Raw genomic sequence first — 14,980 nt, forward strand, 5'->3', positions numbered from 1 at the left:
ACTGCATGTAGCCTGTTCCCTCCTCAAAGGGGGCGGCGCCTGCGGCCCGGCAAAGCCGGTTCCGCGGCCCCTACTGACTAAAGTGCTCCCACGTGAGGTCGTGCGCTTGTGCCTGTTCCATTGGCACAATAGCTAAATAACCCAACAATTTGCCGGCCAAGGCGAGGGCGCGCTGCCGGGCAGCTGCTTGGTGTGTCGACAGAAACCGCGGTGCCTGGTCGACTTCGGGTCCGGTCAGCACTTGAGGTGCGCCAGGGGCAGCTCGGTGCTGCTCTTGATGCGGTTGAGCACGATATTCGACCGGATGCTGCCCACGCCCTGGATGCGGGTCAGGCGGCGCAGGACTTGCTCCGATAGCACGCCGAGGTCAGCGGCGACGATTTGCAGGATGTAGTCCGACTCGCCCGCCACCGAATAGCATTCCAGCACTTCCGGAAAGCCGGCTATTTCGCGTTCGAACGCCGAGCCCTCCTCACCGCTGTGCCGGGTCAGGGTGACATAGGAGATGGCACGCACGCCAAGGCGTATGGCCTTCGGCTCCAGCAGGGCCACATAACGGCGGATGATGCCGGCGGCCTCCAGGCGCTGCACCCGGCGGCTGACTTGTGATCCCGACAGGTGCACCTGTTCCCCAATTTGCTGGTGGGTGGCGTGCGCATCGCGCTGTAATGCGGCCAGAAGACTGATATCAAAGCTATCAAGCAGCGAATCATCGTATTTTTCTGGTTTCATGCGTGAATTATGCATCTTCGGCCCATTCAAGCCTGCAACTTGCACACCCTTTGCACGGCCAATTCACCACAATCAAAGGCTCTAAACAGTGTTTGAGGAGCACGATCTTGGTCACAGCCACAAGTGATTTATTGGATAAACCCGTCGGCCTGGCCGTGCGTGATGTGAAGGGCGCGCGGTATGGAGCGCATTGATCCAGGCACATTTGGCCGCCTGCGGGCCGATTGGCCCCATTGGCATTTCAGCACCGAACGTGGTGGCCTGATGGCCCGCAGCCTGGTGTTTGCCGACTTTGCCCAAGCCTTTGGTTTCATGGCGCAGGTGGCGGTGGTGGCCGAGAAGCGCGACCACCACCCGGAGTGGCGCAATGTCTACAACCGCGTGGAGATCACGCTCACCACACACGATGTGCAAGGCCTCTCGCCGCGCGACCTGGAGCTGGCGCGCGTGATCGACGCGGCTTGTGATGGCCGACTGCAGGAGGTGCCGGCATGAACGCACAGCCTGGCTCCACCAAACATGGCCTGGCCGCGGGGATGAAACCCACGCGGGCCGACTGGACCATAGACCAGGGTTGGGACCACTACGGCCCCGCGGAGCATGCCACCTGGAAAGTGCTTTTCGAGCGCCAGAGCCGCCTGCTGCCGGGTCGTGCCTGCGACGCTTTTGTCCAGGGAATGCGGGATCTGCCTATTGCCGCGGACCAGATTCCCGATTTCCGCCGCCTCAACGAGGTGCTGTTGCGCCGCACGGGCTGGCAGATCGTGGCGGTGCCGGGGCTGGTGCCCGACGAGGTGTTTTTCGAACATCTGGCGAACCGGCGCTTTCCGGCCGGCCATTTCATTCGCAAGCCGCATGAGCTGGATTACCTGGAAGAGCCCGATGTGTTCCATGACGTGTTCGGCCATGTGCCCATGCTGATGAACCCGGCCATTGCCGACTACATCCAGGCCTATGGCGCAGGCGGGCTGCGCGCGCAAAAGCTGGGTGTGCTGGCCCAGCTGGCCCGGGTGTACTGGTACACCGTGGAATTTGGTCTGGTGCAACAGAAAGACGGGCTGCGCATCTATGGCGCGGGCATCGCATCCTCTGCGTCAGAAACGCTGTTTGCGCTGGACGACGCTTCCCCCAACCGTGTGCGCTTTGACTTGCCGCGCGTGATGCGCACGCACTACCGGATCGATGATTTCCAGGAAACCTATTTCGTCATCAACGATCTTGACGAGTTGTTGTCCCTGGCAAGCATCGACTTTGCGCCGCTGTATGCCCAGGTTCAGCACCAGCCAGAGTTCGTGCCGGGCCAGGTATTGCCCGACGACGTGGTGCTGAACCGCGGCACGGGGCGTTACCACGACACCCGACGGGGAGGAAAGTGAGATGGATTTTTCCAAAAAAACCGTGTTGATCACCGGCGCGGCGGGCAATCTTGGTGCTGCGGTAGCCGAATTGCTGTCGGCGCGCGGAGCCCATCTGGTGCTGCTGGATTTGCGGCGCGAGGGGCTGGAGCAGCGCTACGGCCAAACCGCTGATCGGCATATGCTGTTGCCCGTCAATCTGCTGGAGTCTGCAGATGTGCTGGCAGCGGTTCTGGCGGCGCAGGAGCGGTTTGGCCGCGTTGACGTGTTGTGCAACCTGGCGGGTGGTTTTCGCATGGGGCCAGCCGTACACGCGACCCAGGACCACGATTGGGATTTCCTGATGGACATCAATGTACGCACGCTTTTGAACATGGTGCGTGCCGTCGTGCCCGGCATGCTGGCGGCGGGTGGCGGCAGCATTGTCAATGTGGGGGCGCAGTCGGCACTGCGCGGTGCCGCCCAGATGGGGGCGTACTGCGCTTCGAAGGGCGCCGTCATCCGTTTGACCGAATCCATGGCGGCTGAATTGCGGGAGCAAAACATTCGCGTCAACTGCGTGCTGCCTTCCATCATCGACACCCCCGAGAACCGGGCCGCCATGCCGGAGGCGGACCCCGCGCGCTGGGTGTCCCCGCAAGACCTGGCCCAGGCCATCGCGTTTCTGGCGTCCGACGCCGCGCGCGCCGTGCACGGCGTTGCTTTGCCGGTCAGCGGGCTCAGCTGAGGCAGGGCTCAAAGATGTTCCAGCACATAGAAGCTTTTGCGGGCGATGCCATCGTGGCGCTGAACGAAGCGTTTCACCGGGATCTCCGGCCGCACAAGGTTAATTTGTCGATCGGCATTTACTGCGATGAGCAGGGGCAGGTACCCGCGCAGCATGCCGTGTGTGAGGCCGAACAATACCTGGCCGCGGCCAGGCAGCCCAAGCCCTATTTGCCGATGGAGGGGAGCGCCCGTTTTCGCAACGCAATGCAGGAATTGTTGTTTGGCGCCGGGCATGCGGTGTTGGTCCAGGGGCGGGTCGCGACCGTGCAAACCGTGGGCTCCAGCGGAGCGCTTAAAGCGGGGGCTGAGTTCCTGCGCCAGTGGTTTCCTTCCAGCGGCGTCTGGCTGAGCGATCCCACTTGGGACAACCACCGAAGCCTCTTTGAGAGCGCGGGCATTGTTGTTCGCACTTACCCGTATTACGACCCTGCCGGTGGAGTGCGCTTTGACGCCATGCTGGCCGCCTTGCGAGAGTTGCCACCCCGCAGTGTGGTGCTGTTGCATGCCTGCTGCCACAACCCCACAGGTGTGGACTTGACCCACGCCCAGTGGCTGGAGCTGATTCCGCTTATCCAGGATCGCCAGTTGATTCCGTTTCTGGATCTGGCCTATCAAGGCTTCGGCGAAGGTATTGAGGAGGACGCTTTTTCCGTAAGACTGCTGGCGCAGGCGGGTATCCCGTTTTTGGTTGCCAATACCTTGTCCAAAAGCATGGGCTTGTACGGGGAGCGGTGTGGTGCGCTGAGCGTGGTATGTGCGGACGACCGGCAGGCTGAACGGGTACTCGGACAAATCAAGTTCACCGTACGCCAAAACTACTTCAGCCCGCCCGCGCATGGCGGGCAGATCGTTGCCCATGTGCTGGGTGACCCGGCGCTCCGCGCATCATGGGTGCGCGACCTCACGGGCATGCGCGAGCGTATCCGGTCGCTGCGCCGGCAGTTGCACACAGCTCTGGGCCGAAAGTGGGCGGGAAGTGATTTTGCGTACCTGCTCAGCCAGCGCGGCATGTTCAGCTATACCAACCTGAGTGCAGAGCAGGTCCGGCGCTTGCGTGAGGAGCACGCGATTTATCTGGTGAAGTCGGGCCGCCTCTGTATTTCCGGCTTGAATGCGGGTAACGTGGAGCGGGTGGCCGATGCGATTGTTGCGGTGCAATAGTGATTGCTGGTGGCGCCGATTTCCTCGATGAGGCCGGTATGGCCATGGCGCAAACAAGGTGGATTCACGATGTCTGTGCGATCCGACGGGCATTCCCAATGGCTGCACAATAGCAGGCATGACTGTAGCGACATCCTCCTCCATTTCATCCCCTGGGTCGAAGCTTCCCGCTCCGCAGCTTGCCGGCCACCTCCTCGTCGACTGCCTTCTGGCCCAGGGCGTTACCCACGCATTCGGCGTTCCCGGTGAAAGCTACCTGGCCGTGCTTGACGGCCTGCATGCGCGCCGGGACAAGATCCAGTTCGTCACCTGCCGGCAGGAGGGCGGCGCGGCTTTCATGGCCGAGGCCCACGGCAAGCTGACCGGCCGGCCCGGCGTGTGCATGGTCACGCGCGGCCCGGGCGCCACCAATGCCTCCATCGGCGTGCACACGGCCTTCCAGGACTCCACGCCCATGGTGCTGCTGGTGGGCGACGTGGCCAGCGATTGCCGCGACCGCGAGGCCTTCCAGGAGGTGGACTACTTCAATTTTTTTGGTCCCAGCACCAAGGGTTTCGCCAAGCGCGTGGAGCGTATCGACGAGGCCGACCGCATTCCCGAGTACGTGGCGCGCGCCTTCGCCACCGCGATGAACGGCCGCCCCGGCCCGGTGGTGCTGGTGCTGCCCGAAGACATGTTGACGCGCATGACGGCCGCGCAGCCGCTGCCGCGCGTGGAGGCGGTGCAGGCCTGGAGCGACCCGGGCTCGCTGCGCACGCTGCGCGAGATGCTGCTCAAGTCCGAGCGCCCGCTGATCATTGCGGGTGGCGGCGGCTGGACGCCGCAGTCGGCGCAGGCGCTACAGCGCTTCGCCGAAAACTGGAAGCTGCCGGTGGGCAACGCCTTCCGCTTCCAGGACACTTTTGACAACCACCACCCGCTGTACGCCGGCGACGTCGGCATAGGCCTCAATCCCAAGCTGGCCGCGCGCGTCAAAGCCAGCGACCTCATCATCGCCATAGGCCCGCGCCTGGGCGAGATGACGACCGGCGGCTACACGCTGCTGCAGGCGCCGCGCCCCGCGCAGAAACTGGTGCACATCCACGCCAGCGCCGAGGAGCTCAACCGTGTCTACCAGGCCGACCTGGCGATCAATGCCACCATGAATGCCGCCGCGCGCTCGCTGGAGGTGCTGACGGCGCCCGTGAGCGTGGCCTGGGAGGCCTGGACGGCTTCCGCCAACGAAGACTACCTGGAAAACCTCAAGCCCACGCCCTCGGCCAACCTGCCGGGCGACATCGACATGCCGGCCATCGTCGGCCTGCTGCAAAAACATTTGCCGGCCGATGCGGTGCTGACCAACGGCGCGGGCAACTTCGCCAGCTGGGTGCACCGCTTCTTCCAGCATCACGGCCTGGTCAAAGGCCACAAGACGCAACTGGCGCCTACCGTGGGCGCCATGGGCTACGGTGTACCGGCGGGCATCGCGGCGGCCATCACGACAGGCCGCGTGGCTTTCACCATCGCGGGCGACGGCGACTTTTTGATGAACGGCCAGGAACTGGCCACGGCCGTGCAGCACGGCGCCAAGAGCATCATCGTGCTGCTCAACAACGGCATGTACGGCACCATACGCATGCACCAGGAAAGGGAGTACCCGAAGCACGAAAGTGGTTCACGCCTGAACAACCCGGATTTCGCCGGCCTGGCGCGTGCCTACGGCTATGCCGGCGTGCGGATCACACGCACGGCCGAGTTCGAAGCGGAGCTGCTGGCGGCGCTGGAACGCAAGGAAGGCACGGTGATCGAGGTGACGCTGGACCCGGAGGTCATCACCACGCGCGGCACGCTGTCGGCCATCACCGCCGCGGCCGCCGCACGCCTGGCCGGCGGCTCGGCTGCCTGATCCGGGCGGAACTGGCTTACGAACTGCAAAAGGCACCCAGGGCATGAACGTGGTTTTCGACTTCGGCGCGGTGCTGTTCGAGTGGCAACCGGCGGAGCTTTTGCGCACCCACTTCAGCCACCTGACACCCACGGCCGAAGCGGCCCAGAAGCTGGCGGTCGACATGTTCCACCACGAGGACTGGGTGGCCTTTGACCGCGGAACGCGCGAACTGCCCGATGTGGTGGCCGCCATGGCGCGGCGGCTAGCCTTGCCGGCCGATATGTTGCATGGGTTCCTCGCGCCCATCGGTGAGCGCCTGTTGCCCATAGCCAGCACCGTGGCTTTGCTGGAGCAGCTGCAGCATCGCCGCGCCAACCGCGGTGATGTGCATCTTTACTACCTTTCCAACATGCCGTCGCCTTTCGCGCGCGTGCTGGAAAACCGGCACGATTTCCTGCGCCACTTTGAGGGCGGCATCTTCTCCGGCGATGTGAAGCTGGCCAAGCCCGACCCGGCGATCTTCGAACTTCTGGCCGGGCGCTATGGGCTGTTGCCGGCCGACACGCTGTTCATCGACGATTCCGCCGCCAACGTCGCCGCGGCCCGGCGGTTGGGCTGGCAGGCCATCCATTGCACGTCGCCGGCTGCGTTGCCGGCCCAGGTGGCGGCGCTGCTGCCTGCCTGAGTCGCATCGCTTCAACGTGTCCTGGCGTTCCAATAAAAAAGGCCGGGGTGACCCGGCCTTTTTGTGTGGGCGGCGGCTTCGTGGCAAAGCCGCCTTGTGGTTAAGGATTACTCCTTGATGTCCACAGCGTAGAAGTTGTGGCGGCCGAAGGGGCTGTTCTTGTAGCCGATCACGCTCTTGCGCACGGGCTTGAGCTGCACCGCGTGGGCGATGGTGAACCAGGGCGCTTGCTCCTTGAAGATGACCTGGGCCTGCTGGTAGAGCTTGTTGCGCTCCGCGGGGTTGGTCACGGTCTTGGCTTTCAGGACCAGGTCTTCATAAGGCTGGTAGCAGAACTTGGCGATGTTGGAGCCGCTGGCCGACTGTGCCGAAGCGCAGCCGAGCAGGGTGTACATGAAGTTGTCAGGATCGCCGTTGTCGCCGGTCCAGCCCAGCATGCCCATCTGGTGCTCGCCGGCCTGCAGGCGCTTGCGGTACTCGCCCCATTCGAAGCTCTTGATCTCGGCGGTCACGCCGACCTTGACCAGGTCAGCCTGCATCAACTCGGCGATGCGCTTGGCATTCGGGTTGTAGGGGCGCTGCACGGGCATGGCCCACAGGTCGGTGGTGAAGCCGTTGGGGAAACCGGCCTGGGCCAGCAATTTCTTGGCGGCTTCGGGGTTGTACTCGTCGTCCTTGATGGCGTTGTTGTACGCGGCCATGGTCGGCGGGATCGGGTTCTTGGCGGCAACGCCGGTGCTCAGGTACACGCCCTCGACGATGGCTTTCTTGTTGATCGCCATGTTGATGGCCTTGCGCACGCGCACGTCGTCAAAAGGCTTCTTGGTGGTGTTGTAGGCGAGGTAGCCCACGTTCAGGCCGGCCTGCTCGACGATGGTCACGTTCGGGTCCTTGCGGATCGCGTCCAGGTCGGCGGGGTTGGGGTAGGGCATGACGTGGCATTCACCCTTTTGCAGCTTGGCCCAGCGCACCGATGCGTCAGGCGTGATCGAGTACACGAGGTCGTCGATCTTGGCCTTACCGCCCCAGTACTGCGGGAAGGCCTTGTAGCGGATGATCGCGTCTTTCTGGTACTGCACCAGGTAGAAGGGGCCGGTGCCGACCGGATCCTGGTCGATTTTTTCCGGCGTGCCGGCCTTGAGCATGGCGTCGGCGTATTCCTTGGACTGCACCGCGGCGTAAGGCATGGCCAGGTTGGCCAGGAACGGTGCTTCAGGCTTGTCCAGCGTGATCTTGACGGTGAGGTCGTTGACCTTTTCCACCGATTTCAGCAGCTTGGGCATGCCCATGTCGCTGAAGTAGGAGTGGTTGGGGCTGGTGACCTTGAAGAAGGCGTTGTCTTCCTTCCACTGGCGCTCGAACATGAACAGCACGTCGTCGGCGTTGAAGTCGCGCGTCGGCTTGAAGGCCTTGTTGGAGGCGTGCCATTTGACGCCCTTGCGCAGGTGGAAGGTGTAGGTCAGGCCGTCGGAGGAAATGTCCCATTTTTCGGCCAGGCCGGGGACGACCTTGGTGCCGCCGTATTCGAATTCGACGAGGCGGTTGTAGACGGGTTCGTTGGCATCGAACGAGGTACCCGTGGTGTTGACGCCAGGGTAGAAGTTCTCGGGGCTGCCTTCAGAGCAGAACACCAGCGTCTTTGCGGAGACGGGTGAAAGTGCCAGCAGCGCTGGCAGGGCGACGGCGCACAGCAATGCGCGCTTGACCGGGCGTAGCCGGCTTGCACTTGGTTTGGTCTGAATCATTTGACGATCCCTTTGGAGGTTAATGCTGCTTTGCAGCGGGGCTTGCGGCCAGATTGCGCAACATTTGTGACGTTGAGCGCCCTGGTCATTAAAAAACGTGGCCTGGAAACCATGCAGGGTGTGCACGGTTTTGGGTCACGCAGTGAGAAAGTTTTCAGCATAGTGGCACGCAACCTGCCGGTCCGCAACCTCGCGCAGCTGCGGCCTTTCGGCGCGGCAGCGGTCGGTGACATGCGGGCAGCGGGTGGAAAAGACGCAGCCGGTGGGCGGGTTCAGCGGCGAGGGCAGCTCGCCCTTGAGCACGATGCGCTGCCTGACGCCGGTGCTGCCGGCGAGACCCGGCGTGGAGGCCAGCAAGGCCTGGGTGTAGGGGTGCAGGGGCCGGTTGAACAGGGCGTTCTTCTCGCCCTGCTCGACGGCGTGGCCCAGGTACATCACCAGCACGTCGTGGGCGATGTGGCGCACCACGCCCAGATCGTGCGAGATGAACAGGTAGGCCAGGCCCATGGACTGCTGCAGGTCGGCCAGCAGGTTGAGCACCTGGGCCTGGATGGAGACATCCAGCGCCGAGACGGGCTCGTCGGCCACCACCACGGTGGGGTTGAGCATCAGCGCGCGCGCAATCGCGATGCGCTGGCGCTGGCCGCCCGAAAACATGTGGGGGTAGCGGTCGTAGTGCTCGGGGCGCAGGCCCACCATCGCCAGCATGGCGCGGGCCTTGGCGGCGCGCTCCTCGGCATTGAGGCTGGTGTTGATCTCCAGCGGCGCTTCCAGGATGGCACCGATTTTCTTGCGCGGGTTCAGCGAGCCGTAGGGGTTCTGGAACACCAGCTGCACGGCCTTGCGCAGGCCCTTGCGTTCTTCCTGGGCGCCGTTCACCGCATCGATGCCGGTGATGGTCAGTTCGCCACCGGTCGGGGTTTCGATCAGTGACACCATGCGGGCGAGGGTCGACTTGCCGCAGCCCGACTCGCCGACCACGGCCAGCGTCTTGCCGGCATGGACCGAGAAGGACACGCCGCCGACGGCCTGCAGGTGGTCGGACTTGCGCATGAAACCGCGGCGGATTTCATAGACCTGCCTCAGGTTTCTGGCCTCGACGACGGGGCCTGTGGGCAGGGTGGTGGGGATGATGGCGGTGGTGCTCATTGCGCGGCCTCCACCAGCGGGGTGTCGCGTTCGATGTTCGCCTGCCGGCTCGGGTCGCCCAGCGGGTAGTGGCAGCGCACCATGCCGTCCTTCCAGGCGCGCAGCAGCGGGCGTTCGTTGCGCGAGTGCTCGGTGGCGTAGGCGCAGCGCGGGGCGAACAGGCAGCCCTTGGGCCGGTCGTAGAGGCCGGGCACCATGCCGGGAATGGTCGCCAGGCGCGCGCTGCCGTCGCTGCGCTCGGGCAGGGCCGACAGCAGGGCTTCGGTATAGGGGTGCTGGGGCGTGTTGAAGAGGGCGTGCGCGGCCTGCTCTTCCATGATCTGGCCGGCGTACATGACCGCGATGCGCTGCGCCATTTCGGACACCACGCCCATGTTGTGGGTGATCAGCACCAGGGCCATGCCGCGCTCCTTCTGCAGGCTGCGCAGCAGGTCCAGGATCTGCGCCTGGATGGTCACGTCCAGCGCCGTGGTCGGCTCGTCGGCGATCAGCAGGCGCGGGTTGCAGGCAATCGCCATGGCGATCATCACGCGCTGGTTCATGCCGCCCGAGAGCTGGTGCGGGTAGGCCTTGAGCCGGGTTTCGGGCGAGTTGATGCCGACCTGCTCGAGCAGTTCTATGGCCTTGCGCGTGGCGGCTTTTTTGTCCATGCCCAGATGCAGGCGCAGGGTCTCGGTGATCTGGAAACCGATGGTGAAGCAGGGGTTCAGGCTGGTGGTCGGTTCCTGGAAGATCATGGCCACGTCTTTGCCGATGAGCTTGTTGCGCTCGCCTTGCGACAGCTTGAGGAGGTCGTGGCCGGCAAATTGCAGCTTGTCGGCCTTGACGCGGCCGGGGTAGGCGACCAGGCCCATCAGGGCCATCATGGTGACGCTTTTGCCGGAGCCGGATTCACCGACGATGCCCAGGACTTCGCCTTCTTCAAGCGACAGGCTGATGCCGTCGACGGCATGCATGATGCCGTTCTGCGAGGGGAACTCGACGGAGAGGTTTTCTATTTCTAACAAAGCCATACGAAATCTTTCAGCGCTTCAGCTTGGGGTCGAACGCATCGCGCAGTCCGTCGCCGAGCAAATTGAAGGCCAGCACAGTGATCAAAATTGCAAGGCCGGGGAAGGTCACAACCCACCAGGCGCGCAGCACGAATTCGCGGGCATCGGCCAGCATGGTGCCCCATTCGGGGGAAGGCGGCTGCGCGCCCAGGCCCAGGAAGCCCAGGGCGGCCGCGTCCAGGATGGCGGTGGATACGCCCAGCGAGGCCTGCACGATCAGCGGCGCCGTGCAGTTGGGCAGGATCTCGCTGAACATCAGGCGGATGCGGCTGGCGCCGCTCATGCGCGCGGCGGTCACGTAGTCGCGCGAGGTCTCGGCGATCACCGCGGCGCGCGTGATGCGCACGTAGTGCGGCAGCACCACGATGGCCACGGCCAGCATGGCGTTCATCAGGCCGGGGCCGAGGATGGCCACGATCACGATGGCCAGCAGCAGGCTGGGCAGGGTCAGGATGATGTCCATCAGGCGCATCACCGCGATCTCGAAGATGCCGCGGAAAAAGCCCGCCAGCAGGCCCAGCACCGTGCCGACGATGACCGACAGCGCCACCACGGCCAAGCCTATGACCAGCGAGAGGCGGGCGCCGTACATCAGGCGCGAGAGGATGTCGCGGCCTATGGCGTCGGTGCCCAGGGGGTAAGTCCAGGAGCCGCCCGCCTGCCAGGCCGGCGGCTTGAGGAAGACCGAGTTGTCGGTGATGTTGGGCGCGTGCGGCGCCAGCAGCGGCGCGAACAATGCGACCAGCAGCACGCCGACGACGATGGCCAGGCCGATCACGGCACCGTTGTTGGCGCTGAAGTAGTTCCAGAATTCGCGCAGCGGGTGCGGCGGCGCGGGCGCGGTTGCGGGTTTCAAGGTGGCCGTGCTCATCGCTGGTGCCTGATGCGTGGGTTAATGATGCCGTAGGTGATGTCCACCAGCAGGTTGACGGCCATGACGATGGCGCCCAGCAGCAGGATGCCGCCCTGCAGCACGGGGTAGTCGCGGCGGCTGATGGCTTCGATCAGCCACTTGCCGACGCCCGGCCAGGAAAAAATAGTTTCGGTCAGGATGGCGCCGGTGAACAGCACGCCGACCTGCAGGCCGATCACGGTGACCACCGGGATCAGCGCGTTGCGCAGCGCATGCAGGGCCACCACGCGCAGGTTGGAAAGCCCCTTGGCGCGCGCGGTGCGGATGTAGTCTTCGCCCAGCACTTCCAGCATGGCCGAGCGCGTCATGCGCGCGATCACCGCCAGCGGGTTGGTGCCCAGCACGATCATGGGCAATATCAGGTGCGAGGCCGCCGACCAGAACGCGCCCTTGTCCTCCGAGAGCAGCGAGTCGATCAGCAGAAAGCCGGTGGTGGGCTCGATGAAGTACTGCACCGACAGCCGGCCCGAGACCGGCGTCCAGCCCAGTTGCACCGAGAACAGCAGGATCAGCAGCAGGCCCCACCAGAAAATCGGCATGGAGTAACCCGTGAGGGACACCCCCATGACGCCGTGGTCGAGTATGGAGTTTCGCTTGACCGCCGCCAGGATGCCGGCCGGTATGCCGATCAGTAGCGCGAACAGGATGGCACACAGGGCCAGCTCGATGGTGGCCGGAAACAGCGTGAGGAACTCGCGCAGCACGGGCTCCTGCGTGATCAGCGACTTGCCGAGGTCGCCCTTGAGCACGCGGCCGATGTAAATGCCGTACTGCACCATAACGGGCTGATCCAGGCCGTATTCCTTGAGCAGCTGGGCATGGCGCACCGGATCGATGCCGCGTTCGCCCGCCATGGTTTCAATCGGGTCTCCCGGCACCATGCGGATCAGGAAAAAAGCCAGCAGCGTCATGCCCAGGAAGGTGGGAATGATCAGGCTCAGACGGGTAAAGATGAAGCGCAGCATTATCGCGAGATGGAAAAACGCGGGATGCTAAAGCAGCGCTTAAGGCCTGCCGGGAAATTTCCGTCGCGAAGGCGACAGGAGGGGCGCGCGGAAATATCCGCCGCCCGGGTCTTCAAATGCAGTGGCATCAACATGGGGAATCTTGTCTTGTCTAGTCAGGCCCGGGCAGTGCCGCGGGGAATTTTTTATCTTAGCAACATTAGCATCATTTTTCGGTGCTGCCGCTACCGGCGGGCTACCGAGTAACCCTATGGCATCAGCACACCTACAGTGGCACTTGCGGCGCTAATGAAGCGTGCCTCAAAGGCGAAAAGAGTAATGCAGGATGCGTGCCAGAGGACATGTGCCGCGCCTCGATGCAGGAAGGGGCGGACATAAAAAAAGGCCGGTGAAACCGGCCTTTTTGAAATCGGCAAAAGCCGATTACTTGACGTGCTTGCCGATCAGGCCGGCCATCTCGAACATCGACACTTGCGCCTTGCCGAAAACGGCGCGCAGTTTTTCGTCGGCGTTGATCATGCGCTTGTTGATCTTGTCCTGCAGGCCCTTGGATTTGATGTAAACCCACAGCTTGCTGACAATCTCGGTGCGTGGCAGAGGCTTGTCGCCCACCACGGCTGCCAGTGCGGGGCTCAAGGTCAGCGCTTTCATGAACGCTGCATTGGGCGTGCGCTTTTTGGCGGGCGCTTTTTTCGCTGCTGGCTTTTTGGCCGCAACCTTCTTGGCGGGAGCTGCTTTCTTCGCGGCTACCTTTTTCGCGGGCGCTGCCTTTTTCGCAGGAGCCTTCTTCGCAGGAGCTGCTTTCTTCGCAGCTACTTTCTTTGCCGGAGCAGCCTTTTTAGCAGGCGCTTTTTTAGCCGGAGCTTTTTTTGCAGTTGCCATGATTGATTTTCCTTCTAGAAGTTGATAAATCACCACCCGGATAACTACTTCCTTGTGGCAATGCGGATGCTACTGGAGAAAAACGCAGTTTCCTAGCGAAAAACCACTTTATTTGCGCCTGGATGTTGCAGATTTACCTCTGAAAATCAGGAAAACGCCCATGAGAATCACGCCGCAGGCGGCCCATTCGCCCCCTGTGACCCGCTCTCCGGCGAAAAAAGCGCCCAGGAAAATCGCGATCAAAGGGTTCACAAAGGCGTAGCTGGTGGCCACCGCGGGTGAGGCATTGGCCAGCAAATACAGGTAGGCGCTGAAGGCGATCAGCGAGCCGAACACCACGAGATAGAGCCAGGCGAGCAGCGCCTCGGGCTGGGCCGGCCAGTTCGCGGCGGCCTCGCGGTGTTCACCCAGTGCAAGAGAAATCAGCATCAACACCGCGCCGCCGCACAACATTTCGCTGGCAAAACCCGCGGGGCCGGAGGCCAGCGGCAAGCGCGTGGCGGACAGCACCGAGCCCAGCGACCACAGCAGCGTGGCCCCCGCGATGTAGACGAGGCCCACGGGCGCCGCGCCGAAACTCGCGCCCCGCACCAGCATCAGCACGCCCGCCAGCCCCACCGCCATGCCGATGAACTCCAGCCGGCTGGGCCGCTGGCCCAGCAGCAGGCCCCAGGCCGACACCAGCATGGGCACGATGGCGATGAAGGTGGCGATCAGGCCCGAGCCGATGTGGACTTCGGCCGAGGCCGTCAGCCCCATGCCGCCGCCCAGCATCAGCGTGCCGATGACGGCCGCATGGACCCATTCGCGCCGGCTGGGCAGCTTGTGCCCGCGCGCCAGCACCCAGGCCATCAGCAGCACGCCGGCCGCCAGGAAGCGCGTGCCCATCTGGAAAAACGGCGGAAAGCTGATCAGCGCGAAGCGGATCGCCAGGTAGGTCGAGCCCCACACCAGGTAGCAGGCGAGCAGGGCGGGAATCAACAGCGCAGGCGCCTTGCCGGCGGCGGGGGAGGAGAGGGTGGTGGAAGTCATGCCGGGATGTTAGGTTGCCGTGCGCGCCCGGGCCATGCAAAATTAACGGCAAAACTGCAAACGGCCTTTGAATTTAAAGCTTGAAACCCACTATGACCGAAACCACCGAATGGGACCACTACGACAGCCGCATCCTCGGCGAGCTGCAGCGCGATGCGCGCATCACCATGGCCGAGCTGGGCCGCCGCGTGCACCTGAGCCAGCCGGCGGTGACCGAGCGCGTGCGCAAGCTCGAGCTCGGCGGCGTGATCAAGGGCTACCGGGCCGAGGTCGACCTGGCTCGCCTGGGCTACGGCATACGCGCCATCGCCCGCGTGGGGCGGGTCGAATACGCCCGGGTGGTCAAGCTGATCGAGCAGACGCCCGAGGTCATCAATGCCTACAACGTCACCGGCGAGGACAGCTGGGTGCTGGAAATCGCGGTGATCGACGTGGCCCACCTGGACGCGGTGGTGACCAAGTTCTGCATCCTCACGGAGACATCAACGTCCATCGTGCTTAATGCGCCGCGTGAAAACGCCGTTGTGCTGCCGGCGCGGCGTGAAGACATCAAGCCTGTGATTAAAAAAGTCACCGGAAAGTAAGCCCTGCTTCCAAGTGACCTTTTACACCAGCAGGGGCCGCGGAACCGGCTTTGCCGGGCCGCAGGCGCAGCGCCCCCTCGGGGGGCAGCG

General features: G+C 63.8%; 15 protein-coding genes. 7 read left to right on the top strand and 8 right to left on the bottom strand.

Features of this window, described 5'->3' with window-relative positions:
* Positions 1-234: 234 nt before the first annotated feature.
* Positions 235-732 (bottom strand): Lrp/AsnC family transcriptional regulator, encoded by a 498-nt coding sequence (locus tag PMI15_RS19205; RefSeq protein ID WP_007873151.1) that lies wholly within the window; start codon positions 730-732, stop codon positions 235-237.
* A gap of 180 nt (positions 733-912) precedes the next feature.
* On the opposite strand from PMI15_RS19205, the gene PMI15_RS19210 reads away from it, so the two are divergent.
* The 6 genes from PMI15_RS19210 to PMI15_RS19235 all read left to right on the top strand — a co-directional run bounded on the left by PMI15_RS19210 (position 913) and on the right by PMI15_RS19235 (position 6,568).
* Positions 913-1,227: a 4a-hydroxytetrahydrobiopterin dehydratase gene (locus PMI15_RS19210; protein WP_036840059.1), complete on the top strand. Its 315-nt coding sequence runs from the start codon at positions 913-915 to the stop codon at positions 1,225-1,227.
* Entirely contained in the window at positions 1,224-2,108 is an 885-nt protein-coding gene (phhA, locus tag PMI15_RS19215; protein WP_007873156.1) for a phenylalanine 4-monooxygenase, read from the top strand. The genes PMI15_RS19210 and phhA overlap by 4 nt, the downstream gene beginning before the upstream one ends.
* A gap of 1 nt (position 2,109) precedes the next feature.
* Positions 2,110-2,814, top strand: a complete 705-nt coding sequence (locus PMI15_RS19220; RefSeq protein ID WP_007873159.1) for an SDR family NAD(P)-dependent oxidoreductase — start codon at positions 2,110-2,112, stop codon at positions 2,812-2,814.
* 14 nt (positions 2,815-2,828) lie between these two features.
* On the top strand, positions 2,829-4,016 hold the full coding sequence (locus PMI15_RS19225) for an amino acid aminotransferase (protein ID WP_007873162.1): 1,188 nt from the start codon (positions 2,829-2,831) through the stop codon (positions 4,014-4,016).
* Positions 4,017-4,134: 118 nt separating this feature from the next.
* Positions 4,135-5,901: a thiamine pyrophosphate-binding protein gene (locus tag PMI15_RS19230; protein WP_007873164.1), complete on the top strand. Its 1,767-nt coding sequence runs from the start codon at positions 4,135-4,137 to the stop codon at positions 5,899-5,901.
* A 43-nt stretch (positions 5,902-5,944) separates the two neighbouring features.
* Positions 5,945-6,568, top strand: a complete 624-nt coding sequence (locus PMI15_RS19235) for an HAD family phosphatase (protein ID WP_007873168.1) — start codon at positions 5,945-5,947, stop codon at positions 6,566-6,568.
* 107 nt (positions 6,569-6,675) lie between these two features.
* Here the strand turns inward: PMI15_RS19235 and PMI15_RS19240 are convergent, their stop codons facing one another.
* From PMI15_RS19240 to yedA, 7 genes are all read right to left on the bottom strand, one after another.
* A complete protein-coding gene (locus tag PMI15_RS19240; protein WP_007873172.1) occupies positions 6,676-8,313 on the bottom strand; it encodes an ABC transporter substrate-binding protein in 1,638 nt (545 codons plus the stop codon).
* Positions 8,314-8,448: 135 nt separating this feature from the next.
* The gene (locus tag PMI15_RS19245; protein ID WP_007873174.1) at positions 8,449-9,462 is read right to left on the bottom strand and encodes a peptide ABC transporter ATP-binding protein; all 1,014 of its coding nucleotides are present in this window, start codon (positions 9,460-9,462) and stop codon (positions 8,449-8,451) included.
* A complete protein-coding gene (locus tag PMI15_RS19250) occupies positions 9,459-10,475 on the bottom strand; it encodes an ABC transporter ATP-binding protein (RefSeq protein WP_007873177.1) in 1,017 nt (338 codons plus the stop codon). The genes PMI15_RS19245 and PMI15_RS19250 overlap by 4 nt, the downstream gene beginning before the upstream one ends.
* A gap of 10 nt (positions 10,476-10,485) precedes the next feature.
* Complete coding sequence (locus PMI15_RS19255; protein WP_007873180.1) at positions 10,486-11,385, bottom strand: ABC transporter permease subunit; 900 nt, start codon at positions 11,383-11,385, stop codon at positions 10,486-10,488.
* On the bottom strand, positions 11,382-12,392 hold the full coding sequence (locus tag PMI15_RS19260) for an ABC transporter permease subunit (RefSeq protein WP_007873183.1): 1,011 nt from the start codon (positions 12,390-12,392) through the stop codon (positions 11,382-11,384). The genes PMI15_RS19255 and PMI15_RS19260 overlap by 4 nt, the downstream gene beginning before the upstream one ends.
* 423 nt (positions 12,393-12,815) lie before the next feature.
* A complete protein-coding gene (locus PMI15_RS24470) occupies positions 12,816-13,274 on the bottom strand; it encodes an SWIB/MDM2 domain-containing protein (RefSeq protein ID WP_036840065.1) in 459 nt (152 codons plus the stop codon).
* Positions 13,275-13,382: 108 nt separating this feature from the next.
* A complete protein-coding gene (yedA, locus tag PMI15_RS19270; RefSeq protein ID WP_007873189.1) occupies positions 13,383-14,306 on the bottom strand; it encodes a drug/metabolite exporter YedA in 924 nt (307 codons plus the stop codon).
* A 92-nt stretch (positions 14,307-14,398) separates the two neighbouring features.
* Here yedA and PMI15_RS19275 point away from each other — a divergent pair, with 92 nt between their 5' ends.
* The gene (locus PMI15_RS19275; protein WP_007873193.1) at positions 14,399-14,890 is read left to right on the top strand and encodes an Lrp/AsnC family transcriptional regulator; all 492 of its coding nucleotides are present in this window, start codon (positions 14,399-14,401) and stop codon (positions 14,888-14,890) included.
* Positions 14,891-14,980 lie beyond the last annotated feature (90 nt).

Origin of the sequence: Polaromonas sp. CF318 (genome assembly GCF_000282655.1) — a bacterium.
In the GTDB taxonomy this organism is placed as follows: Bacteria; Pseudomonadota; Gammaproteobacteria; order Burkholderiales; family Burkholderiaceae_C; genus Polaromonas.